The following is a 23,175-nucleotide window of genomic DNA, read 5'->3' on the forward strand; positions in this document are numbered from 1 at the left end:
CAAGGAAGCTCCTGGTCGTCCTCAACGCTATCATTCGCGACAAAACCGCATTCGCGTGAACACAGTTGCCATGCCGTGACGCCTGAGCGCCGCCACGGTGCAGAACGGTTCACCAGCCAATCCCGCGGAAGAGCTCGAACCATTCCGGGTTGGCATTCTCTATCAGCTCGACCTTCCATCGGCGAGGCCAGCGTTTCAGTGACGTCTCACGCTGGATGGCATCGGTGATGTCGAAATATTCTTCGTACCAGACCAGACGCTGCACGCCGTAGCGGCTGGTAAAGCCGGAGCCTTGGCCGGACTTATGCTCAGGCATCCGGCGAGCAAGGTCATTGGTGACGCCGATATAGATCGTGCCGCCCTTCTGGCTTGCGGTCATGTAGACGTAACCTGTCATGTGGCGATCTTATCTGGCGCCATTGCCAGCCGCTATTCTGGACCGTTGCATTCTATGGCCAATGTCATGGCATGGATTCTAGGGTCTGCGCGCGTCGCTTCGCTCCTTGCTCCGCCCTAGAATGACGAAGCGCCATTTGCGATCGTCCTGCCCACGAGAGACGCGCTGTCCCGCCGACATCTCTCCATGTGTGCCATTGCAGGCTGCAGCCTACACCTTACAGTGAGCCGACTTGCGATCTCCGGAGGCGCCATGCGCGTGGTCGTGTTGGGTGGCGGCGTGGTCGGTGTCACCACGGCCTATCAGCTGCAGAAGGACGGGCACGAGGTCGTCATCCTCGAGCGCCAGCCTCAGGTCGCCGCCGAGACCAGCTGGGGCAATGCCGGCATGGTCGCGCCGGGGCATTCCTTCGTCTGGTCATCGCCCAAGGCGCCGATGATCCTCTTGAAATCGCTGGTGCTGAAGGACCAGGCGCTGCGCTTCAAGCTTTCGGCCGATCCTCGGCTCTACAGCTGGTCATGGCTGTTCCTGATGGAATGCACGGCCGGGAAGGCCAGGCGCAACACGCTGCTCAAGCATCGGCTGGCGGTCTATTCGCAATCCGTCCTGCACGAGGTCGTCGCCGACGAGGCGATAGACTATGACCGCAACGATCGCGGCATCCTCTATTTTTATCGCAGCCAGCAGGCGCTCGACAAAGGCGTCGAGCATATGAAGCTGCTGGAATCCGACGGCCAGCTGATCAAGGTGCTCGACCGCGACGCCATCGTCGCCCTCGATCCGGCGCTGGCTTCCGCCAAGGAAAAAATCGCCGGCGGCATCCATTGCCCGACCGACGAGACCGGCGATCCGGCGAAGTTCACCCGCGCGCTGGCGGCAAAAGTGGTCGCGCGCGGCGGTGAGATCCGCACCGGCACGACCATCACCGGCATCGAGACGTCCGGCGATGATGTCGCCCGGGTGCTGACCGACAAGGGAAGCGTCAAGGGCGATGCCTATGTGCTGGCGCTCGGCTCCTACAGCCCGCTGGTCGCGAGCACCGTCGGCATCAGCCTGCCGATCTATCCGATCAAGGGCTATTCGCTGACCATTCCGATCGGCAACCGTCCGGCGCCGCCCACCATCGCCGCCATCGACGAGCACAATCTGGTCGCCGTATCGCGCTTCGGCGACCGGCTGCGCGTCACCGCTACGGCCGAGTTCGCCGGTTACGACACCAGTCACAAACCGGCCGATTTCGCCTTCATGAAAGGGGTGACCGAGGAACTCTATCCCGAAGGCGCCGACTACGACCGCGCCGAGATGTGGGCGGGCCTGCGGCCGATGACGCCCAACAACCTGCCCGAATTCGGCCGGCGCCGCCTCAGCAACCTCTATCTCAATACCGGGCACGGCCATATCGGCTGGACCATGTCGCATGGCTCGGCCCGCATTACCGCCGACCTGATCGCCGGCCGCAAGCCGGCGATCTCGATGGACGGAATTTTGAACTGAGAGCATGATCCCGGAGGGGATCGAGCAGGAAAAGGAATGCCATGTCTGTCAGCGCGGCCGCTACCCGCCCGCAATCGCCAGGGCCGGTCGACCCCAAGCCAGTCGATCTGGGCGTCCTTCCGTCGGAGATCGACGGCGGCCTCGCCTCGCGCGCGGCGATCGGCTTGGCGATCCTCGCCACCGACCAGACGCTGGAGCATGAGTTCCGCGCGCTGATCCGCATTCCGGGCGTCGCCTTCTACGAGGCGCGCCTGTTCAACGACAACGACATCACGCCCGACACTTTGCGCGCCATCGGCCCGCGCATCGCGCCGACCGTCGATCTAATCCTGCCCAGCATCCCGCTCGACGTCGTAGGCTTCGGCTGCACCTCGGCCACCATGACGCTCGGCGAGGAAGCCGTCTTCGCCGAGATCCGCAAGGCGCGGCCGGGCGTCGCCTGCACCACCCCGGTCACTGGCGCTTTGGCCGCCTTCAAGGCGCTCGGCGCCAGGGGCATCGGCCTGCTGACCCCTTATGCACCCGAGATCAACCAGGGCCTGGTCCGCTATTTCACCGGCCGCGGCCTCGACATATCAGCCGTCGCCACTTTCGACCGGCGCGACGACCGCGAGGCGGCTCGCATCTCGCTTGCCTCGATCGAGGCGGCGGCCGAGACGATGGCCACCGTGCCGGGGGTGGAAGCGATCTTCATCTCCTGCACCAGCCTGCGCGTGGCGGAAGCGGTCGCCGAGCTGGAGCGGCGCATCGGCATTCCCGTCACCTCCTCCAACCACGCAATGGCCTGGCACTGCCTGCGGCTTGCCGGCATCGATGACGTCGTGCCCGCCGGCGGCCGGTTGTTTGCGCTACCGGCTGTTTGATTGGTGCTTGGCGCATGCATTGTCCAATGTAGCGCTGGTCGACCCCCACTCCGTCTCGGCTTCGCCGAGCCACCTCTCCCCCGATCGACGGGGTAGAGGAAAGGCGCCAAGCCTTTTGCCGTCAACGCCCGTCCGGCAAGGCTCCCTTCCTTTCCCTCCGGAGGGGGGAAAGGTGGCGCTGCGAAGCAGCGACGGATTGGGGGAACCACCTGGCAATCAAGCCTCGGCCTGCAGTCGCGCCAGTCACAGAAGATGTGTGCATAGCGTAGCCACATTCTGGAGGGAGGAAACGCCAACCGCCGAGATTGCGGCCTCGAAAAGCCTGGCTTTCCTCTCCGCCATGAACATGGGTGAGAGGTGAACGCGTAGCGGCCGGAGTGGGGGGCTGGCGCTGCCATATGCGATTTACCCTGCCCACTTGGGGGTGCTATCCGCTCACCTTGAAGAAATCCACGAACGCCCTGAGCGCCGGGCGCATTTGCCGGCGGCTCGGATAATAGACGAAGAAGCCGTCGAAGGACGGGCACCAGTCCTCCAGCACGCGGATCAGCCTGCCATCGGCGAGCGGCGCCTTGACATAATCCTCGAAGACGAAGGCAAGCCCGGCGCCGTCGACTGCCGCCTGGGCGATCAGATGGTCCTCGTCGAGGATCAGCGGTCCTTCCACCGCGATCTCGATTTCCTCGCCGTCCTTCTCGAACTCCCAGCGATAGAGAATGCCGCTGGAAAAACGGAAGCGGATGCAGCGATGGCCTGCGAGATCGCGCGGATGACCTGGCTTCGGCATGGAAGCGAAATAAGAGGGCGCTGCGACCACCGCGCCGCGGATGTCGGGCCCGATCCGCACCGCGATCATGTCGCGCTGCAGGCTTTCGCCGAGCCTGACGCCGGCGTCGAAGCCGCCCTCGACGACATCGGTGAAGCGATCCTCGATGACGATCTCCAGCACGATGTCGGGATAGGCGGTGGCAAAGGCGCCGAGCCGTGGCGTCAGCACCAGATGCGCGGCGGTGCGCGGCACGCTGAGCCTGAGATTGCCGGCCGGCCGGTCGCGCGCCTCGACCGCCGTTTCCAGCGCGAGATCGATCTCGGACAGGGCCGGCCGCAGCCGTTCCAGAAGCTGCGCGCCTTCCTCGGTCGGCGCGACGCTGCGCGTGCTGCGCGCAAGCAGCCGCACGCCAAGCCGTGCTTCCAGGCTCGACACCGCATGGCTGACCGCCGACGGCGCGATGCCGAGCTCGCGGGCGGCGCCGCGGAAGCTGGCGCATTGGGCGACCGCGGCCAGCACGGCGAGTTGCGAGAGGTTCGTCCGATTCATCGTTCTATTTTATAGAGCAACCCGTACAAAAGAGAAAGAATTATCGAACGCGGTGCGAGGCGCTATCTCTCCCCCATCGCAACAAGGAGACGCGCCATGAAAACCCGCAAACTTGGAACTGAACTCGAAGTCTTCTCCGTCGGCCTCGGCTGCATGGGCATGAGCTTCGGCTATGGCGGCCAGCCGGAGGCGGAAGCGATCGCCACGCTGCGCCGCGCCGTCGAGATCGGCGTGACCTTCTTCGATACGGCCGAAGTCTATGGTCCATACGAGAACGAGATCCTGCTCGGCAAGGCGCTGAAGCCGGTACGCGACAAGGTGACGATCGCCACCAAATTCGGCTTCAAGATTTCCGAACATGGCGAGGGCACCGACCGCATGGTCGGAGTCGACAGCCGCCCCGAGCACGTCAAGGCAGTGGCCGAGGCTTCGTTGAAGCGGCTGAACACCGACGTGATCGACCTCTATTACCAGCACCGCGTCGATCCGAACGTGCCGATCGAGGACACGGTCGGCGCCATGGCGGAATTGGTGCGCGAAGGCAAGGTCCGGGCGCTGGGCCTGTCGGAGGTGAGCGGCGCGACGCTGCGCCGGGCGCATGCCGTGCACCCGATCGCCGCGGTGCAGAGCGAATATTCGCTGTGGAGCCGCGATCCCGAGGATGAGGTGTTCGACGTCTGCCGCGAGCTCGGCATCGGCTTCGTCCCCTACAGCCCGCTCGGCCGCGGCCTGCTCACCGGCGCGATCGCCAAGCCGGACGCGCTCGGCGCCGGCGACTGGCGCCTCACTCTGCCGCGCTTCCAGGCCGAGGCGATGGAAGCCAACAACGCGGTCATCGCAGTGCTGGAGAAGATGGCGGCGCAGAAGGGCGTGACAGCGGCGCAGCTGGCGCTCGCCTGGGTGCTGCACCAGGGCGATTTCATCGTCCCGATCCCCGGCGCAAGGAAGATACGCCACCTTGAGCAGAACACGGCGGCGGCGAATATCGGGCTGAGCGCGGCCGAGGTCGCGGCGATCGGTGATGCGCTGTCGCCCGACAAGGTAGTCGGCAAGCGCTATACGGAGGAACTGCTGGCGCTGGTGAACGGGTGAGCGACAATGGAAGGGGCGCTTCGGCGCCCCCCTACCACGGCACCACCTCGATCTCCGGCCAATACTCCTGCGCCCTTCTCCCCTTCGCCTCGTGCGTCCGCTGGTTGTCCAGCACCCGGTTCGGCGTGATGCGAAACGAAAAAAGATCGTCGAGCCCGAACGGTGCCACCAGCTCCAAAGCTCCGTCGGCGTCGTACCGCACCCCGACCGCATGCGTCTTCGACGCGAAATAGCTCACCGACTCGCTGGCGCTCGCATAACGCGGGCACTCCTGCCCGAACTTCACCGGATACCACAAATGCACCCGCGCCTGGTTGCGCACCTCGACCGGCAGCGCCATCCCCGCGAAATGCTCTGCCGCCCGGCGGATCACCGCATCCTCGGCCTCGTAGGACAAGTCGGCGTCGTCGAAATAGAACAGGTCGACATCCTTGATGCCGTAGCCCGGCGGCTTGCCGGTCAGGTGGTTCCAGACGCTGTTGTAGAGCGCGCCGGAAACCACCAGCCAGTCGGGAAGCGCAAGCTCGCGCACACGCGCCAGCGTTTCATCCAGCAGCGGATCGGCCGCGATGATGGCCAGGAAGGCCGCGCGCTGTTCCTCGAAGGGGAGGCCGGAATAGCGGAGATGGTGCATCGCCCTTTGGAGAGCGATTCGCCATCTCTGCGCAATGCCTTACGCCCTCAGCACGCCGCCCGTCTGCTTGTTGACGTTCTCGACGATGCGTCTTGCGAGCGCCTCGAAATCCTCGTCGGTCAACGTCTTTTCAACAGGCTGGATCGACACCTCGATGGCGATCGACTTCTTGGCCGCCCCCAGCGAAGCGCCTTCGAAGACGTCGAACACCGAAACGCCGGTGACCAGCTTCTTGTCGGCCGCCAAAGCTGCCCGCACCAGCGTGCCGGCCTCGACCGTCTTGTCGACGACGAAGGCGAAGTCGCGCTTCACCGCCTGGAACGGCGACAGCTCCAGCTTCGGCTTGGTGCGCGTCGGCTTGGCCTTCGGCTCCGGTACGGCGTCGACGAAAACCTCGAAGCCGCAGATCGGACCTGACGCGTCCAGGCCGTCCAGCGTCCTCGGATGGAACTCGCCGAAAGTGCCGAGCACCGTCTTTGGCCCGAGCTTGATCGTGCCGGAGCGTCCCGGATGATACCAAGCCGGGCCGCCGTGCTCGATCTGCAGCCGGTCGACCGGCGCGCCGCAGGCCTCGAGCGCCGCGATCGCGTCCGCCTTGGCGTCGAACACGCCCACCGGCCCGGCATTGCCGGACCAGCTGCGGCCCGAGCCGTCGAGCTTGGCGGTGCCGCGCCGCACGCCGGCGGCGACGCGCCGCTGCTGGTCGGCGCCATCGCCTTCATAGGTGCCCGAAACCTCGAACAGCGCCACATCGCCGATGCCCTTGTCGGCATTGCGCTGCGCGGCCGCGATCAGCCCCGGCAGCAGCGACGGCCGCATGTCGGACATATCCGCGGCGATCGGGTTGGCGAGCTTGAGCGCCGTCTGGCCGCCGCCGAACAGCTCTGCATGTCTGGCGGGAATGAACGACCAGGTGACGGCCTCCATCATGCCGCGCACGGCGAGCGCGCGCTTGGCGGCGCGGGTGCGCACCTGCAGCGTGGTCAGGATCTTGCCGTTGACCGCGTCATGCGAGGTAAGCGGCTGGGCCAAGATGTTGTCGACGCCATGTATGCGCATCACCTCCTCGACCAGGTCGGCCTTGCCGTCGACATCCGGCCGCCAGGACGGCACCTCCACCTTGACGACGTCGCTCAATCCTTTCGGCTCGAAGCCGAGCCGGGTCAGGATGCCAAGGGCTTCTTCCCTAGGCACCTCTATGCCGGTCAGCCGCTTCACTTCCGACAGCGGGAAGGAGACGATTTTCGGCTTGTGGCCGGCATAGCCGGCAACCTCGATTTCAGAAGGCGTGCCGCCGCAGAAATCGAGCACCAGCTTGATCGCCAGCTCGACGCCCGGCACCATGAATTCGGGATCGACGCCGCGCTCGAAGCGGTAGCGCGCGTCGGTGATGATGCCGAGCGCGCGGCCGGTGCGGGCCGTGGCGATCGGATCCCAGAGCGCCGATTCGATCAGCACATCGGTGGTGTTCTCGTCGCAGCCCGAACGCTCGCCGCCCATGATCCCGGCGATCGATTCCACGCCATTGTCGTCGGCGATCACGCACATCTCCGGCGTCAGCGTGTATTCGCGGCCGTCCAGCGCCAGCACCTTCTCGCCGTCCTTGGCGCGGCGCACCACGAGATTGCCGGCGACCTTGCCGGCATCGAAGACATGCAGAGGCCGCCCGCGGTCGAAGGTGACATAGTTGGTGATGTCGACAAGCGCGCTGATCGGCCTGAGCCCGATGGCGATCAGCCGCTGCTGCAGCCATTTCGGCGACGGGCCGTTCTTGACGCCCTCCACCAGCGCCAGCGCGAAGCCGGGGCAGAGTTCCGGCGCCTCGATCTTCACCTTGACCGGGCACAGGCCTTCGCCGGCATGCGGCATGATCCCGCCGCCGGTGAGCCGGCCAAGCCCGCTCGCCGCGAGGTCGCGCGCGATACCGTAGACGCTGGTCGCGTCCGGCCGGTTCGGCGTCAGGTTGATCTCGATGACCGGATCGTCGAGATGCGCGTAGGCGGCGAAGCTGGTGCCGACCGGCGCATCCTCAGGCAAATCGATGATGCCGTTGTGCTCGTCGGAGATTTCCAGCTCACGCTCCGAGCACATCATGCCATGGCTCTCGACGCCGCGGATCTTGCCGACCGAGAGCGTCACGTCGATGCCGGGAACATAGGTGCCGGGCGCGGCGAAAGCGCCGATCATGCCGGCGCGGGCGTTGGGCGCGCCGCAGACCACCTGCACCGGCGGCTTGCCATCGCCGGTGTCGACTGTCAGCACGCGCAGCCGGTCGGCGTCCGGATGCTGCACCGCCGTCAGCACTTTGGCGATGACGAAGGGTTTCAGGCCGGCCTTGTCGTCGACATGTTCGACCTCGAGGCCGATCGCGGTCAGCCGCTCGACGATCTCGGCAAGCGAGGCGTCGGTCTCGAGATGGTCCTTGAGCCAGGAGAGGGTGAATTTCATGCTTCTGTTCCGTTCGGTCCTTGCCCATCAGGTCTGGGCACGCTGGTCTTCAGCTCGCGCGGCAGCGCGTCGGGCATGTGCAGGAAGGGCAGTTGCTCGCGCACATGCGCATGCACTGTCGGCCTGAAATAGGCCGGCATGTCCATGGCGCCGAGCATGAAATAGATCTGGTTGTCGAGCCGCTGGTCGGTATAGGCGATCGGCGAGCCGCAGCTGCCGCAGAACGTGCGCTCCACCGGGCCGTTGCGATAGCTTTTCAGCGATTTGCCGTTGAGCGCGACCTGATCGGCCATGAAGCCGACAAAGGCCGACACCGGCGCGCCGCTGGCGCGCCGGCAATCGCCGCAATGGCAATAGCTGATGTGATGCGGCTCGGCCGAGGCCTCGAACCGCACCGCGCCGCAGCGACAGCCCCCGGTGTGGGGTGCGGTCATGTCGACAGCCCCCCGAACAGCGTCGGCAGGTCGAGCGGCCGGAAGCCGTAATGCGCGAGCCAGCGCACGTCGGCGTCGAAGAAGGCGCGCAGGTCCGGCATGCCGTATTTCAGCATCGCGATGCGGTCGATGCCCATGCCCCAGGCAAAGCCCTGATATTCGTCGGGATCGAGCCCGCCGGCGCGCAGCACGTTGGGATGCACCATGCCGCAGCCCAGTATCTCCATCCAGTCGGAGCCTTCGCCGAAGCGCACTTCACCCGGACGCGAGCGATCGCACTGGATATCGACCTCGAGACTGGGCTCGGTGAACGGGAAGAAGGACGGACGGAAGCGCATCTTGACCGACGGCACCTCGAAGAAGGCCTTGCAGAACTCCTCCAGCACCCACTTCATGTTGGCGACGTTGGCTGATTTGTCGACCACCAACCCCTCGACCTGATGGAACATCGGCGAGTGCGTGGCGTCGGAATCCTGCCGGTAGGTCTTGCCGGGGATGACGATGCGGATCGGCGGCTTCTGCTTCTCCATGGTGCGGATCTGCACGGGCGAGGTGTGGGTGCGCAACAGCTTGCGCTCACCCTTCTCGTCCGGCTGGAAGAAGAAGGTGTCGTGCATCTCGCGCGCCGGATGTCCCTCGGGAAAATTCAGCGCGGTGAAATTGTAATAGTCGGTCTCGATATCGGGGCCTTCGGCGATGGCGAAGCCGAGATCGCCGAAGATCGCCGCGATCTCGTCGATCACCTGGCTGATCGGATGAATGCGGCCGCGCTCGGCCGGCGATTGGCGAACGGGGAGCGTGACGTCGACCTTCTCAGCCGCGAGCCGGGCCGCGATCGCCACATCCTTCAGTTCCGCCTTGCGCTGGGTGAGCGCTTCGGTGACGCGGTTCTTCAGGCCGTTGATCGCCGGCCCCTTCACCTGGCGTTCCTCGGCGCTCATTGCGCCCAGCGTCTTCAGCATTTCGGAGACGGAACCCTTCTTGCCCAGCGCCGAGACGCGCACCGCCTCGATCGCGGCCTCGTCCGCCGCCGCCGCGATTTCGGCGAGCAACGAGCCTTCCAGGGCTTCAAGATTTCCAGCAGTGGCGTTCACGGCGAAGCTCTCTCGGTCGGGCGACTGTCACCATTTTGGTTTCGTCGTCGCCATTTTGGTTACATCAGGCATAGAAAAACCCGCGCCAGCCGTGCCAGCGCGGGTTCCCCAAATCAGAATTGCGTATGCTTGGGAAGCGCTGGCTTAGGCGACAGCGCTCTCAAAAGCATTCGGCGTGGTGTTCTTCAGATATTCGAGCGCGACCTTGGCCTTGGCGACCAGCGCGGCGAAAGCCTGCGGCTCGTGGATGGCCATGTCCGAAAGGACCTTGCGATCGATTTCGATGCCGGCCTTGTTGAGGCCGTCGATGAAACGGCCATAGGTCAGGCCATGCTCGTGGGTCGCGGCGTTGATGCGCTGGATCCACAGCGCGCGGAACGAGCGCTTGCGGTTTTTGCGGTCGCGGTAGGCGTATTGCAGCGACTTCTCCACCGCTTGCTTGGCGATGCGTATGGTGTTCTTGCGGCGGCCGTAGAAACCCTTGGCGGCCTTCAAAATCTTCTTGTGCTTGGCGTGGGCGGTAACGCCTCTCTTTACGCGTGCCATGTCATGATCTCCTTAAAAGCAATTCCAGGAAAAGTGTTCAGCGGTTTTCCGTTCGGAATTGCGTAAAAACAAAAGTGGTTCCAAGCCGAGGGATTAGAGGCCGTTCGGCAGAAAATTCTTGATGACCTTCTTGCCGTCCGGTTCAGCCAGAACCATCGTGCCGCGGGCATCGCGAATGAACTTGTTGGAACGCTTGATCATGCCGTGGCGCTTGCCGGCGGCAGCCGACAGCACCTTGCCGGTGGCAGTAATCTTGAACCGCTTCTTGGCGGCCGATTTGGTCTTCATCTTGGGCATTTTGCTACTCCGTATTGGTGGCGCACCATCGCGCTTCTTGTCTCGCTTCGGGCCGACCAAAGCCCGAAAAGCAAATGAAACCGCCACGGCATGCCCTGCCGGGCGGTTTTCTTGGAACGGCGGTCCTATAGATCAAAGATGGAGCGAGCGCAACACCCGACACACCCCAAGCCATGCGACGCGCTTTGGCCGCAGTGCGCGTTACCCCTTTTTAAAATTCAAGCGATTTAGGGAGTTTGCAAACCGAGATACACGGTTGCTCATTGTGTATCTCTCCCCATCGAGTTGGCGATTCTCGTAAAGCGACCACCATGAGAGCAGCTGATCGCCAACGTTTTCCGTTATTTTGTCATCGGTAATTTCTAGCGTGATGCGTTTCAACGAAACGCCGGAACCAAAGGCTCCTGCAAGATAGTCCGGATCGACTTTGCGCACAGTCTTCGGATCGTTTGGATCGGTGAAGGTGACAAGGAGCGGATAACGGTCATGCGGCACGTCCCTCGTGCCGCGAAACCGCACGATCGCTGGCAACAGCCCTTCGTAGTCAGCGCGACTGTAGCCCAATTCCGCATGGAGTGCGTATTGAGCAATGTATTTGGTCTCTTCACCGATCAACGCGAAGAGCTTGCCTTTCGGTCCGAGGTCGACGACCGTCGCTTCGCCTTTGTAGCCCGATGGATAGACGTCAAACGCGTTGGCCTCCTGCCACCAGACGTGCGTCACCGCCGACCCGGAAACGACCTTACCGTCCACGAATACCTCGACCGTCAACTTCTGGTTCCATTCCCAGACGTCGGCAAAGAAGCCGCACGAGACTAGTGACAGTGCGAAGATAAGGATGATGCCCCGCAGCAAGGGCCGCGCAAGTCGAAAGACATCCCTATATGCCGAAATGCCAAGCCCCGCGCTCGTCACTACACGCCTCGCCGCCTTTGTTAGCAGCGATTATCCCTACACTGCCCCCGTAGCCAGACTATTAATTTGTCTGCTTTCGCGAGCCGAGGTTTCGAGGGTGCTTGGGCTGTCAGCACCCTAAGGTAGCGTGAACCACACCGGCAGCATGCCCGACTGCTGCATGCCGTCGATCAGCTCAAAGGCGGGCAGCGCCACCAGGAACACCAGGCCGTCGAGCAGCGTGTTCAAGAGCAGGCGCGGCCTGAAGCTGCCGGTATCGCCTTCCTGGTAGAGCGCAAGGTTCGGGAAGAACCGCGGCACTTTGGCCAGATAGGCCTGGTAGGGCGCGCCGAGCAGTTCCTTCAGGTAACGCTCCTCGCGCAGGATGACGATGTGGAAGGCGCCGGCGCAGAGCAGCGAGAACAGGATGATGCCGCTGAACGAGCCGATCTGCGCCCCGACCCCGGCGGCAGCCAGGGTCGAAAACAAATAGAGCGGGTTGCGGGTGATCGAATAGGGACCGCCGGTGACCACCTCGGCCGATTTGCGCCCGCCGATATAAAGCGTCGACCACAGCCGCCCGACAATGCCGAGAAAGATCAAAAGCACGCCGAACATCTCGATCGACTCGTGCACGGACGTGTCCGGCGGAAAGGAAGACTGGCCGAACAGAAGCGCGCAGAACAGCACCACGATCAGCACCGCCAGCACGATCCGGCGCATGTGCTGGTAGCCGCCCAACCCCTCAGTCTGGTTGTCGGCTGAGACCTTCACTTCATCGACCATGACCCATCCGATCGTCGATTCGCGATCGGCAAAAGCCGATCGTCGATTGCTCGCGATCGCGAAGGGATCGTCGAGGTGGCTGGCGATCGGGTTGAAAACAGGCGCCCCGCCGATCGTCGGGACGCCGTGCCCGGCAATTCGGGCGGATTTTAGAGCGGGATACAAAGAGCCCGGCAACTCTCGAAACCGTGATGGGCGCGACGCTTTGGCGGCCGCGCCATCCCTGGTCAGCGCGGCGCCAGAACCATCATCATCTGGCGGCCTTCGAGCTTCGGCTCCGCCTCGACCTTGGCGATCGTCGCAACTTCCTCGCGCACCTTGTTCAGAAGCTGCATGCCAAGTTCCATATGCGCCATCTCGCGGCCGCGGAAGCGCAGCGTCAGCTTGACCTTGTCGCCTTCCTCGAAGAAGCGCCGCACGGCCTTCATCTTGGTCTCGTAGTCATGGCTGTCGATGTTCGGGCGCATCTTGATCTCCTTGATCTCGATGACCTTCTGGTTCTTGCGCGCTTCGGCCGCCTTCTTCTGGTTGGCGTATTTCAGCTTGCCGAGATCGAGGATCTTGACGACGGGCGGCACCGCATTGGGCGAAATCTCGACGAGATCGAGCCCGGCCTCTTCGGCCAGCAGCAGCGCGTCGTTGATGGAAACATCGCCTCGGTTCTGGCCGTCGGCGTCGATAAGCTGGACCCGGGGCACCCGGATGTCTCGGTTGGAGCGCGGCCCGTCCTTGGTGGGTGCCGCTGCTTTGAAAGGTCTGCGAATGGTCGTGGTCTCCTCGGCCGTTTCGTTCTGGGTTCTTTAGACAAAAGTAGGTGGACGCGCCTATGTGGGAAGCGCGGGGCGTGAGTCAATAGCATAGCCGCGCCGCAAAATCACCTGCTGCCTGGTAATTGTCTGCACCAAGCAAAGAAACGCCGCGAGCACTTTTCGTTGAACCACTGCCTGTGCCAAAAGACCGGCGGGAAGGACAAGCTCATGGCCGCCAGCGCTCCGGTTTTCATCGATGTGGACGGGTCGGGCGTCGCCGTCAGGCGGATGCCGGGCGCGGCGCCCGGCGTGGTCTGGCTCGGCGGCTACAAGTCCGACATGCAGGGCACGAAGGCGCAGACGCTTGCCGCCTGGGCTGCGAGCGAAGGCCACGCCTGTCTGCGCCACGACTATTCCGGCCATGGCGAGTCGGGCGGCGAATTCGCCAACGGCACGATCTCGAAGTGGTTGGCCGAGAGCCTCGCCGTCTTTCGCCGGTTCAGCAAGGGCAAGCAGGTATTGGTCGGCTCCTCGATGGGGGCGTGGATCGCGTTGCGCATGGCGCAGGAACTGCGCAAGGCGGGCGACACGAGGGTTGCCGGCCTGGTGCTGCTCGCCCCGGCGCCTGATTTCACCGTCGAGCTGATCGAGCCGGTGCTGACCGACGCGCAGCGGCAGGATCTGAGGGAAAAAGGCTTCTTCGCCGAGCCGTCCGATTATTCGGACGAGCCCTATATCTACACGCGCGCGCTGATCGAGGACGGCCGCGCCAATCGGGTGATGACCGGGCCGATCGACACTCATTGCCCGGTGCACATCCTGCAGGGCCTGGCCGATCCGGACGTGCCGTCCGGCCATGCCTTGAAGCTCGCATCCATGCTGCCCGCCGACGATGTGACGCTGTCGCTGATCCCGGACGGCGATCATCGCCTGTCCCGCCCCGAGGATCTCGACATGCTCAAGCGGGCCGTCGGCGACATGGTCAAGCGGGCGGCCGAATAATGCGCATCTCCATCCCGATATCCGCGTTCGTCGCGGCGATCGTCGGCTTCGGCGGCACTCTGGCCCTGGTCATTGCCGCCGCCAAGGCGGTCGGCGCCACCCAGATCGAGACCGCCAGCGGCGTGACGGCGATATGCCTGGCCATGGTCGTTGAGTGTCTGTGGTTGTCCTGGCGCACCAAGATGCCGGTCATCACCGCTTGGTCGACGCCCGGCTTGGCGCTGATCGCGGCCTCCAGCGGATTTACGATGCCGCAGGCCGTCGGCGCCTTCATGGTCACCGGCGTCCTTCTGGTCGCCACCGGCCTGTTCAAGCCGTTGACTAGGCTAATCGCGAAAATCCCGGCCTCGGTCGCGTCCGGCATGCTGGCCGGCATTCTGGTCGGCTTCGCCGTCAATGCGGTGAAGGCTATTCCGGCCGACCCTTGGCTGATCCTGCCGCTGATCGCCGCCTTCTTCGTCATCCGTCTGTTCAATCCGGCTCTGTCGGTGCTGGTGGTGCTGATCGGCGGCGGCCTCGCCGCTTTCCTCACCGGCCGCGTCGGCAGCCTGCCGGCGCCGGAACTGTCGACATTGACATTGATTGCGCCGCAATTCACCGCGTCGGCGATCATCGGCCTCGCCTTGCCACTCTATCTGGTCACCATGGCCTCGCAGAACCTTTCCGGTCTCGCGGTGCTGCGCGCAGCGGGCTACCATCCGGAGCCCGGTCCGCTGATCGGCGTCACCGGCCTGTTTTCGCTGCTCTCGGCGCCGTTCGGCGCCGCGACCACCAATCTCGCGGCGATCTCGGCCGCAATCTGCACCGGCCCCGATGTCCATCCCGACCCGGCCGAACGCTGGAAGACCGGGCCGTTCTACGCGCTCGCCTATCTCATCTTCGCGATCTTCGGCGCCTCGCTGGTGGCGATCTTCGCCGTCCTGCCGCAAAGCCTGATCGTGCTGGTCGCGGGGCTCGCCTTGACGGCGCCCTTGGCCAACGCGCTGTCGATCGCGCTGAAGGAGGAGGCCGAACGCATGCCGGCCACCGTCACCTTCGCCGCGACGGCTTCGGGACTCACGCTCTTCGGCGTGGGCGCGGCATTTTGGGGGCTGGTCGCCGGAATGGCGGTGCTTTTCCTCGAGAAGCTCAAAAAGCGATAATCATTTCAGGCGCTTCGCCGGTTTTGGGCGGGTTTGTCTTGAATCGCCGATTTCGCCTTCCCATTTCGATTCCACGCAGCCGGTTTGGCTGTCTCCAATGGAAGGATTGGGAGAAAATGAACACAAGTGCATTGATCCGTCCGGCCTGGACGCCTGCCACCATCGCGCTGATGGTCATCGGCTTCATGGTGTTCTGGCCGCTCGGCTTCGCCATGCTCGCCTACATCATCTGGGGCGATCGGTTGGAAGGCTTCAAGCGCGACGTCAACCGCGCCACGGACGGCATCTTCGCCGGTTGCCGTCGTCGCTCCGAGAAGGCGGCCCGCTGGGGCCACGGCTCGGCCCGCACCGGCAACGTCGCCTTCGACGATTGGCGCGAGAAGGAGCTGGAGCGCCTCGCCGAGGAGCGCCGCAAGCTCGACGAGATGCTCTCCGAGTTCGACGAGTACGCCCGCGAACTGCGCCGCGCCAAGGACCAGGAAGAGTTCGATCGCTTCATGGCCAACCGCAACAAGTCGACCGCGCCGAGTTCGACCGGCTCGAGCGACAAGGCGGGTCCGAAGGGCGGCAAAGGTACCAACCTGCTCGACGACTGAGATCCGGCGACACGTCTCGGTATGATATGCGGCGTCGCGTTTAGCGGCGCCGTTTCTTTTTTGTTCTCTATGTAGCTTCCCTCCACTGGCCGTTTTTTTCGAATCGCGTATCGTCCAGCCATGACCCTCGGCTTCCTTCGCAACCTGACCAAGCCAAAGCCCACGCCTGTCGTCGAGCGCGAGCATTGCGTCGCCGGCCGCACGCTGCCGCTCAAGATCGTTGAGAGCGCCAGGGCTCGGCGGCTTACGCTGCGCATCGATTCCGGCGGCCAGGGCCTGCGCGTCACCGTGCCGCCCGGCCTGCGCCGCGGCGAGGTGGAGAAATTCCTCGACCGCCATCAGGACTGGCTGGAGCAGCGGCTGGCCAAGGTGCCGACGAGGCCGCAGGTGCGCCCGGGCATCCGGATCCCGATCCGCGGCGTGCCTCACCGCATCGTGCACGAGCCTTCGAGGCGCGGCACCGTCACCGTCGCGCGCGACGATCGCGGCCCGCTCCTGATCATCCATGGCGAGCGCATCCATTTGCCGCGCCGCATCGCCGACTATCTCAAGCGCGAGGCCAAGAAGGAGATCGAGAAGCTGGTGGTCAAGCACACCGAAACGATCGGCAAGCGCGCCAAGGCGATAAGGTACAAGGATACCTCCAGCCGCTGGGGGTCATGCACCTCGGAGGGCAATCTCTCCTTCTCGTGGCGCATCATGATGGCGCCGCCGGCGGTGATAAACTATCTGGTGGCGCATGAGGTGGCGCATCTCAAGGAGATGAACCACGGCCCGAAATTCTGGAAGTTGTGCGAAAAACTCTGCCCGGATACCGACCGCTGCAAGGACTGGCTGAAGCGCAACGGCGGGGCGCTGCAGGCGATTGTGTTTGAGTAGCTCCAGCGGATGGCAATGCAGAGAACGCCGTCACTGCTAGTGCAAACGCTGGAGATTAGCCGAGCCATCTCAGCTTCGTCATCCTAGGGCGAAGCAAGGAGCGAAGCGACGCGCGCAGACCCTAGGATCCATGCCGTGACGTGCGAACGCCGTAGCGGTTCAGAAATTGCTTTGCCTTTGGCGGGAGGCGTCCCGGAAAGGCGTTTTATTCTCTATCGCTGCACTCTTGGGCCGACGTAACGGCATGGATCCTAGGGTCTGCGCGCCGCTTCGCGTCGCTCCGCCCTAGGATGACGAAGGAGAGGTGGCGCCCTACTACCGCCCATCAATCATCATTCGCCGCGCTCAGCTCTTCCGGCCGCAGTCCTTCCTCGGTATGCGGCCACGGCAAAAAATCCCGGTCGAACGTATCGCTTCCGAAATAATCCAGAGCCCGATGCGCCTCGGCGCCGTTGAAGGCGGCCTTGTCCATCAGATGCGCGATCACCTCGCGCGCCTGCGCGATCTTCTGCTTCAGTTCGGCGACGGTCCGGTCGGCCATGATCATTCTGCTCCCGCCTGTGGTTCCTATATGAAGGTAGTGTTTTCCGCCGGACCGGCAACAGCATGCTTTTTCTCGACTCTTTTCCCGTTTCGTGCCAAGCCCGCGCCATGACGCTCGACATCAAGATCTGCGGATTGAAGACCGACGCCGCGATGGCCGCCGCGCTTGCCGGTGGCGCCAGCCATGTCGGCTTTATTTTCTTCGCCAAGAGCCCGCGTTATGTCGAGCCCGCCGAGGCCGGCCGTTTGCGTCAGGCGGCGCGCGGCAAGGCCCTGGCGGCAGCCGTCAGCGTCGACGCCGATGATGGCTTTCTCGACGAGATCGTCGCGAAAATGCAGCCCGACATGCTGCAATTGCATGGTTCGGAAACGCCCGAGCGCGTGGCCGAGATCAAGGGGCGTTACGGCCTGCCGGTGATGAAGGCGCTGCCCATCAGCGAGGCGGCGGATATCGATCGCATAAAACCCTTCATCGGCATCGCCGATCGCTTCCTTCTGGATTCCAAGCCGCCGAAGGGCTCGCAACTGCCGGGCGGCAACGGCGTTTCCTTCGACTGGCGCATCCTTGCCGGCCTTGACGCCGGACTCGATTACATGCTTTCCGGAGGGCTCAACGCCGCCAATATCGGCGATGCCCTGAGACAGGCCGACCCGCCCGGAATAGACGTTTCGTCCGGTGTGGAAAGCGCTCCGGGCGTCAAGGATCCGGCGCTGATCGAGCAGTTTTTCCGGGCCGTCAGGGCCGCGCGCGACGACCGCGCCGCCTGAATACAATTCACATCAGGAGATCGGCGATGAACAAGCCGGCAATGCCCAATTCCTTCCGCACCGGACCCGACGAACAGGGCATGTTCGGCATTTTCGGCGGCCGCTTCGTCGCCGAGACGCTGATGCCGCTGATCCTCGATCTGGAAGAGCAGTGGGACAAGGCCAAGACCGATCCCGAGTTCAAGGCCGAGCTGCAGAACCTGTCCACCCACTATGCCGGGCGGCCGTCGAAGTTGTATTTCGCCGAGGGCCTCACAAAGCATCTTCGTGAGGTTTCCTCGGCCAAGGGCCTCGGAGGCGGCGCAAAAGTCTATTTCAAGCGCGAGGACCTCAACCACACCGGCTCGCACAAGATCAACAATTGCCTCGGCCAGATCCTGCTCGCCAAGCGCATGGGCAAGAAGCGCATCATCGCCGAGACCGGCGCCGGCCAGCATGGCGTCGCCTCGGCTACCGTCGCGGCGCGCTTCGGCTATCCTTGCGTCGTCTACATGGGCGCCACCGATGTCGCCCGCCAGAGCCCGAATGTCTTCCGCATGAAGCTGCTCGGCGCCGAGGTGCGGCCGGTCACCGCCGGTCACGGCACGCTGAAGGACGCCATGAACGAGGCCCTGCGCGACTGGGTCACCAATGTCGAGGACACCTATTACCTGATCGGCACCGCCGCCGGCCCGCACCCCTATCCGGAACTGGTGCGCGACTTCCAGTCGGTGATCGGCACGGAAGCCCGCGCCCAGATTCTGGAGCAGGAAGGCCGGCTGCCTGATGTCATCATCGCCGCCGTCGGCGGCGGCTCCAACGCCATTGGCCTGTTCCATCCCTTCCTCGACGACAAGGACGTCCGCATCATCGGCATCGAGGCTGGCGGGCGCGGCCTCGACGGCGTCGAGCATTGCGCCTCGATGAATGCCGGCAAGCCCGGCGTGCTGCACGGCAACCGCACCTATCTGTTGCAGAACTCGGACGGCCAGATCCTCGACGGCCATTCGATCTCGGCCGGCCTCGACTATCCGGGCGTCGGCCCCGAGCATTCCTGGTTGCGCGATTCGGGCCGCGTCCAGTATGAGCCGATCCTCGACGAAGAGGCGCTGGAAGCCTTCCAGCTCACCACCCGCGTCGAAGGCATCATCCCGGCGCTGGAATCGGCGCATGCCATCGCCCATGCGATGAAGATCGTGCCGAAGATGGACAAGGATCAGCTCGTCATCGTCAATCTGTCCGGCCGCGGCGACAAGGACGTGCACACGGTGGCCAACATGCTGGGCATGGAGATCTGACAATGACCACCCGCATCGACCGCCGTATGGTGAAGCTCAAGGCCGAAGGCCGCCCGGCTTTGGTCACCTATTTCATGGGCGGCGACCCCGATTACGACAGCTCGCTGTCGATCATGAAGGCGCTGCCGATCGCCGGCGCCGATATTATCGAGATGGGAATGCCCTTCTCCGACCCGATGGCCGATGGCCCGGCGATCCAGGCCGCCGGCCTGCGTGCGCTGAAGGGCGGCCAGACACTGGTCAAGACGCTGAAGCTGGCGGCCGACTTCCGCGCCGGCGACGACGAGACGCCGATCGTGCTGATGGGCTACTACAATCCGATCTACATCTATGGCGTGGACCGCTTCCTCACCGACGCCAAGGCGAGCGGCATCGACGGACTGATCGTCGTCGACCTGCCGCCGGAGATGGACGAGGAGCTTTGCATTCCGGCGCTGAAGGCCGGCGTCAACTTCATCCGCCTGGCGACGCCGACCACCGACGACAAGCGCCTGCCCAAGGTTTTGGAAAACACCTCCGGCTTCGTCTACTACGTCTCGATGACCGGCATCACGGGCTCGGCCTTGGCCGACACGGGCAAGGTAGCCGCGGCCGTCAACCGCATCAAGGGCCACACCGACCTGCCGGTCTGCGTCGGCTTCGGCGTCAAGACCGCCGAGCAGGCGCGTGTGATCGGCGCTAATGCCGACGGCGTCGTCGTCGGCACCGCGATTGTCAATGCGGTCGCCAATGTGCTCGGCCCCAAGGGCGACAAAACAGCCGATCCGGCGGAAGCCGTCGCCACTTTGGTCAGCGGGCTTGCCCAGGGCGTCCGCTCGGCCCGCCTTGCTGCTGCCGAATAGCCCGACTATTTGTTCTTGAGCAATTCCGGCCGGAAACCCCCACAGACTTTCCCTGGAATTGCTTGAAGTCCTTTCCAGGACAGGAGCCGAAGCCATGAACTGGATCACCAATTACGTCCGCCCGAAGATCAATTCGATGCTCGGCCGGCGCACCGACATGCCGGAAAACCTCTGGATCAAGGATCCCGAGACCGGCGAGATGGTCTTCCACAAGGATCTCGAATCCAACCAGTTCGTCATCCCGGCTTCCGGCCATCACATGAAGATCTCGGCCAAGGAGCGGCTGAAATATTTCTTCGATGACGGCAAATACGAGGTGCTGGAAAACCCGAAGGTCGTCCAGGACCCGCTGAAGTTCCGCGACGAGAAGCGCTACACCGACCGCCTGAAGGAGGCCAAGGCCAAGACCAACCTCGAGGATGCGATCCTCAACGGCGCCGGCACCATCGACGGGCTGCCCGTCATCGTCACCGTGCAGGACTTCGCCTTCATGGGCGGCTCGCTCGGCATGGCCGCCGGCGAAGCCATCGTGCATGCTTTCGAGGTCGCGCTGCAGCGCAAGCGGCCGCTGATCCTGTTCGCCGCTTCCGGCGGCGCCCGCATGCAGGAAGGCATCCTGTCGCTGATGCAATTGCCGCGCACCACGATCGGCGTCGACCGGCTGAAGGAAGCCGGCCTGCCCTATATCGTGGTGCTGACCAACCCGACCACCGGCGGCGTCACCGCGTCCTACGCCATGCTGGGCGACGTCCACATCGCCGAGCCCGGGGCGCTGATCGGCTTTGCCGGCCCGCGCGTCATCGAGCAGACCATCCGCGAAAAACTGCCCGACGGTTTTCAGCGCGCGGAGTATCTGATGGAACACGGCATGGTGGACATGGTCGTGTCGCGCCTTGAGATGCGCCGGACCATTTCCCGTCTCTTGAAGATGCTGCTCAAGATGCCGGAGGCCGAGAAGCCGCTGGAGCCGGAGATCCTGCCGCCGGCGGTGGTCAATGCCGAGGCGCGCGCGCAAGCCTGAAGCGATATCGGCTTGAAGCGATATATCGGCTTGACGCGACATCGCTCGCCGCGAACCGCGAGTTGCGCCGCCTGTTGCGTGCTGTAGCCTCTGATTTGCGCACGGCTCGTTCGAACCGATTCCCGGTTTCGGGAACCGCCCGCCAAAGCAATTCCAGGAAAAGTGTGGAACGGTTTTCCGTTTGGAATTGCGCCAACAAAAAAGAGAGAGCGGTTCTGCATTCCATGAGATGATGAACCGCTCTAGGATTCCATCATGACAACGCTTTCCGCCGAACGCGAAATCGAACATCTGATGACGCTGCATCCGAAAGGCTTCGACCTTTCGCTGGACCGCGTCACGGGGCTTCTCGAGCGCCTCGGCAATCCGCAGGATCGGCTGCCGCCGGTCATCCACATCGCCGGCACCAACGGCAAGGGCTCCTGCGCCGCCTTCGCGCGCGCGCTGCTGGAGGCCGCCGGCCACCTTGTCCACGTCCACACCTCGCCGCATCTGGTAAACTGGCATGAGCGCTACCGGCTGGCGGCCGAAGGCGGCGGCAAGCTCGTCGAGGACGATATTTTCGCTGAGGCCATTGCGCGTGTCGCCGAGGCCAATGGCGGCCAGAAGATCACCGTCTTCGAGATCCTCACCGCCGTCACCTTCATCCTGTTCTCGGAGCACCCGGCGGAGGCGGCGATTATCGAGGTCGGCCTCGGCGGCCGCTTCGACGCCACCAATGTGATCAAGCAGCCGGCGGTTTCGGTGATCATGCCGATATCGATGGACCATGAAGCCTATCTCGGCGACCGGGTCGAGCTGATCGCCGCCGAGAAGGCCGGCATCATGAAGCGCGGCTGCCCGGTGGTGATCGGCGCCCAGGAAAGCGACACCGCGCTTCAGGTGCTGATCGAGTCGGCCGAGCGGCTGGATTGCCCGACCGTGGTCTATGGCCAGGATTTCCTCGCCTTCGAGGAAAACGGCCGCATGGTCTATCAGGACGGGGACGGGCTGATGGACCTGCCTTCGCCGCGCCTGCCGGGGCGCCATCAATACGCCAATGCCGCGGCGGCGATCGCCGCCGTCAAGGCGGCTGGTTTCGAGATCGGCCACCGCGCCGCCGAGCGGGCGATGACCCATGTCGCCTGGCCGGCACGCATGCAGAAGCTGACCCAAGGCAAGCTGGTCGACCTGGCGCCGAAGGGCGCCGAGATCTGGCTGGACGGCGGCCACAACCCCGGCGCCGGCATTGTCATCGCCGAGGCGCTGGCCGAGCAGGAGGAAAAGAACCCGCGGCCGCTGGTCCTGATCTCCGGGATGATCAACACCAAGGACCAGACTGGCTATTTCAGCGCCTTCAAGGGGCTTGCCCGCCACGTCTATACCGTGCCGGTAACCAGCAGCGACGCCGGCGTTCCCAACGACGAGCTGGCCTTGCGTGCCGAAGAGGCCGGCCTGTCGGCCGAGCCGGTCAGCTCCGTCGCCAACGCGCTGATGCTGTTGCGCGACTCTTGGGATGGCCCGGCGCCGCGCATCCTGATCGGCGGCTCCCTCTATTTCGCCGGCGCCGTGCTGGCCGAAAACGGCACGCCGCCGACCTGAGGCGAAATCGGGACAGCGTTGCGGATTCGGCGGGGGCCGAAAGGAACCGGCATGATCAAGGTGAAGCAGCTCGCTCATGTCTGCATCTTCGCGCATGACCTGGAGGCGACGCGCCGCTTCTACCGCGATGTGCTCGGCATGGACACGCGGTTCAATTTCCTGCGCGACGGCAGGATTTTCGGTTTCTATCTCGACTGCGGCGGCCGCAGCCATGTCGAGGTGTTCGAGAAAAGTGAAGCCAGCTACAGCGAGGCAAACCAGATCAACCACTTCTGCCTCGAGGTGGAAGACATCGATGCGGCGATCCTTCATATCCGGTCGAAAGGCGTCGCGGTCACGCCAAAGAAGCTCGCCTGCGACGACACATACCAGGCCTGGATCGCCGACCCCAACGGCGTGAAGATCGAGCTGTTCGAATACACCGCCAAAAGCGCGCAATTCACCGGCGGCGACCGTGTCGCCGACTGGTAAATTGGAG

General features: G+C 64.1%; 25 protein-coding genes. 13 read left to right on the top strand and 12 right to left on the bottom strand.

All coding sequences use genetic code 11. The features are described 5' to 3' along the window. Window positions 1–109: 109 nt before the first annotated feature. Window positions 110–397 (bottom strand): GIY-YIG nuclease family protein, encoded by a 288-nt coding sequence (locus FJ423_RS17560; RefSeq protein WP_140843464.1) that lies wholly within the window; start codon window positions 395–397, stop codon window positions 110–112. 252 nt (window positions 398–649) lie between these two features. Between FJ423_RS17560 and FJ423_RS17565 the strand changes: the two genes are divergently transcribed. Together FJ423_RS17565 and FJ423_RS17570 are read left to right on the top strand one after the other, a co-directional pair. Further along, window positions 650–1,891, top strand: a complete 1,242-nt coding sequence (locus FJ423_RS17565; protein WP_140843466.1) for a D-amino acid dehydrogenase — start codon at window positions 650–652, stop codon at window positions 1,889–1,891. 41 nt (window positions 1,892–1,932) lie between these two features. Beyond that, a complete protein-coding gene (locus FJ423_RS17570; RefSeq protein WP_140843468.1) occupies window positions 1,933–2,754 on the top strand; it encodes an aspartate/glutamate racemase family protein in 822 nt (273 codons plus the stop codon). Between the two features lie 427 nt (window positions 2,755–3,181). On the opposite strand, the gene FJ423_RS17575 is transcribed toward FJ423_RS17570, so the two are convergent. Continuing rightward, window positions 3,182–4,072: a LysR family transcriptional regulator gene (locus FJ423_RS17575; RefSeq protein ID WP_140843470.1), complete on the bottom strand. Its 891-nt coding sequence runs from the start codon at window positions 4,070–4,072 to the stop codon at window positions 3,182–3,184. Between the two features lie 96 nt (window positions 4,073–4,168). On the opposite strand from FJ423_RS17575, the gene FJ423_RS17580 reads away from it, so the two are divergent. Beyond that, on the top strand, window positions 4,169–5,164 hold the full coding sequence (locus FJ423_RS17580) for an aldo/keto reductase (RefSeq protein ID WP_140843473.1): 996 nt from the start codon (window positions 4,169–4,171) through the stop codon (window positions 5,162–5,164). Between the two features lie 31 nt (window positions 5,165–5,195). Here the strand turns inward: FJ423_RS17580 and FJ423_RS17585 are convergent, their stop codons facing one another. From FJ423_RS17585 to infC, 9 genes are all read right to left on the bottom strand, one after another. Beyond that, the gene (locus tag FJ423_RS17585; protein WP_140843475.1) at window positions 5,196–5,798 is read right to left on the bottom strand and encodes a nucleotidyltransferase family protein; all 603 of its coding nucleotides are present in this window, start codon (window positions 5,796–5,798) and stop codon (window positions 5,196–5,198) included. 39 nt (window positions 5,799–5,837) lie between these two features. Next, on the bottom strand, window positions 5,838–8,246 hold the full coding sequence (gene pheT / locus FJ423_RS17590; RefSeq protein WP_140843477.1) for a phenylalanine--tRNA ligase subunit beta: 2,409 nt from the start codon (window positions 8,244–8,246) through the stop codon (window positions 5,838–5,840). Beyond that, entirely contained in the window at window positions 8,243–8,680 is a 438-nt protein-coding gene (locus FJ423_RS17595) for a GFA family protein (protein ID WP_140843479.1), read from the bottom strand. The genes pheT and FJ423_RS17595 overlap by 4 nt, the downstream gene beginning before the upstream one ends. Then, window positions 8,677–9,774, bottom strand: a complete 1,098-nt coding sequence (gene pheS / locus FJ423_RS17600; RefSeq protein ID WP_140843481.1) for a phenylalanine--tRNA ligase subunit alpha — start codon at window positions 9,772–9,774, stop codon at window positions 8,677–8,679. The genes FJ423_RS17595 and pheS overlap by 4 nt, the downstream gene beginning before the upstream one ends. A gap of 144 nt (window positions 9,775–9,918) precedes the next feature. Further along, a complete protein-coding gene (gene rplT / locus FJ423_RS17605; protein WP_140843483.1) occupies window positions 9,919–10,320 on the bottom strand; it encodes a 50S ribosomal protein L20 in 402 nt (133 codons plus the stop codon). A gap of 93 nt (window positions 10,321–10,413) precedes the next feature. Further along, the gene (gene rpmI, locus FJ423_RS17610) at window positions 10,414–10,617 is read right to left on the bottom strand and encodes a 50S ribosomal protein L35 (RefSeq protein WP_027166935.1); all 204 of its coding nucleotides are present in this window, start codon (window positions 10,615–10,617) and stop codon (window positions 10,414–10,416) included. A gap of 201 nt (window positions 10,618–10,818) precedes the next feature. Beyond that, complete coding sequence (locus FJ423_RS17615) at window positions 10,819–11,472, bottom strand: hypothetical protein (RefSeq protein ID WP_140843485.1); 654 nt, start codon at window positions 11,470–11,472, stop codon at window positions 10,819–10,821. 177 nt (window positions 11,473–11,649) lie between these two features. Beyond that, window positions 11,650–12,297: an isoprenylcysteine carboxylmethyltransferase family protein gene (locus tag FJ423_RS17620; protein ID WP_140843487.1), complete on the bottom strand. Its 648-nt coding sequence runs from the start codon at window positions 12,295–12,297 to the stop codon at window positions 11,650–11,652. A 227-nt stretch (window positions 12,298–12,524) separates the two neighbouring features. After that, on the bottom strand, window positions 12,525–13,061 hold the full coding sequence (gene infC, locus FJ423_RS17625) for a translation initiation factor IF-3 (protein ID WP_095767981.1): 537 nt from the start codon (window positions 13,059–13,061) through the stop codon (window positions 12,525–12,527). 213 nt (window positions 13,062–13,274) lie between these two features. Between infC and FJ423_RS17630 the strand changes: the two genes are divergently transcribed. The 4 genes from FJ423_RS17630 (at window position 13,275) to FJ423_RS17645 (ending at window position 16,665) form a co-directional block, all read left to right on the top strand. Further along, complete coding sequence (locus tag FJ423_RS17630; protein WP_140843489.1) at window positions 13,275–14,048, top strand: alpha/beta hydrolase; 774 nt, start codon at window positions 13,275–13,277, stop codon at window positions 14,046–14,048. Then, a complete protein-coding gene (locus tag FJ423_RS17635; RefSeq protein WP_140843491.1) occupies window positions 14,048–15,190 on the top strand; it encodes a benzoate/H(+) symporter BenE family transporter in 1,143 nt (380 codons plus the stop codon). Before FJ423_RS17630 ends, FJ423_RS17635 begins: the two co-directional genes overlap by 1 nt. Before the next feature lie 116 nt (window positions 15,191–15,306). Continuing rightward, entirely contained in the window at window positions 15,307–15,786 is a 480-nt protein-coding gene (locus FJ423_RS17640) for a DUF2852 domain-containing protein (protein ID WP_140843493.1), read from the top strand. A 120-nt stretch (window positions 15,787–15,906) separates the two neighbouring features. Next, a complete protein-coding gene (locus FJ423_RS17645; protein ID WP_140843495.1) occupies window positions 15,907–16,665 on the top strand; it encodes a M48 family metallopeptidase in 759 nt (252 codons plus the stop codon). Between the two features lie 325 nt (window positions 16,666–16,990). Here the strand turns inward: FJ423_RS17645 and FJ423_RS17650 are convergent, their stop codons facing one another. Next, entirely contained in the window at window positions 16,991–17,212 is a 222-nt protein-coding gene (locus tag FJ423_RS17650) for a hypothetical protein (RefSeq protein ID WP_246680191.1), read from the bottom strand. 104 nt (window positions 17,213–17,316) lie between these two features. On the opposite strand from FJ423_RS17650, the gene FJ423_RS17655 reads away from it, so the two are divergent. The 6 genes from FJ423_RS17655 (at window position 17,317) to FJ423_RS17680 (ending at window position 23,168) form a co-directional block, all read left to right on the top strand. Beyond that, window positions 17,317–17,976, top strand: coding sequence for a phosphoribosylanthranilate isomerase (locus FJ423_RS17655; RefSeq protein WP_140843700.1), 660 nt, complete (start codon window positions 17,317–17,319; stop codon window positions 17,974–17,976). A gap of 26 nt (window positions 17,977–18,002) precedes the next feature. Beyond that, on the top strand, window positions 18,003–19,253 hold the full coding sequence (gene trpB / locus FJ423_RS17660; protein ID WP_140843497.1) for a tryptophan synthase subunit beta: 1,251 nt from the start codon (window positions 18,003–18,005) through the stop codon (window positions 19,251–19,253). A 2-nt stretch (window positions 19,254–19,255) separates the two neighbouring features. Further along, complete coding sequence (gene trpA / locus FJ423_RS17665; protein ID WP_140843499.1) at window positions 19,256–20,095, top strand: tryptophan synthase subunit alpha; 840 nt, start codon at window positions 19,256–19,258, stop codon at window positions 20,093–20,095. 94 nt (window positions 20,096–20,189) lie between these two features. Then, entirely contained in the window at window positions 20,190–21,116 is a 927-nt protein-coding gene (gene accD / locus FJ423_RS17670; RefSeq protein ID WP_140843501.1) for an acetyl-CoA carboxylase, carboxyltransferase subunit beta, read from the top strand. Between the two features lie 255 nt (window positions 21,117–21,371). Continuing rightward, entirely contained in the window at window positions 21,372–22,697 is a 1,326-nt protein-coding gene (locus FJ423_RS17675) for a folylpolyglutamate synthase/dihydrofolate synthase family protein (RefSeq protein WP_095767990.1), read from the top strand. A 51-nt stretch (window positions 22,698–22,748) separates the two neighbouring features. Next, window positions 22,749–23,168 carry a VOC family protein gene (locus tag FJ423_RS17680; RefSeq protein ID WP_140843503.1) on the top strand — a complete coding sequence of 140 codons (420 nt, stop codon included), beginning with the start codon at window positions 22,749–22,751 and terminating at the stop codon, window positions 23,166–23,168. Window positions 23,169–23,175: the final 7 nt, after the last annotated feature.

Origin of the sequence: Mesorhizobium sp. B2-8-9 (assembly GCF_006439475.1) — a bacterium.
Lineage (GTDB): Bacteria > Pseudomonadota > Alphaproteobacteria > Rhizobiales > Rhizobiaceae > Mesorhizobium.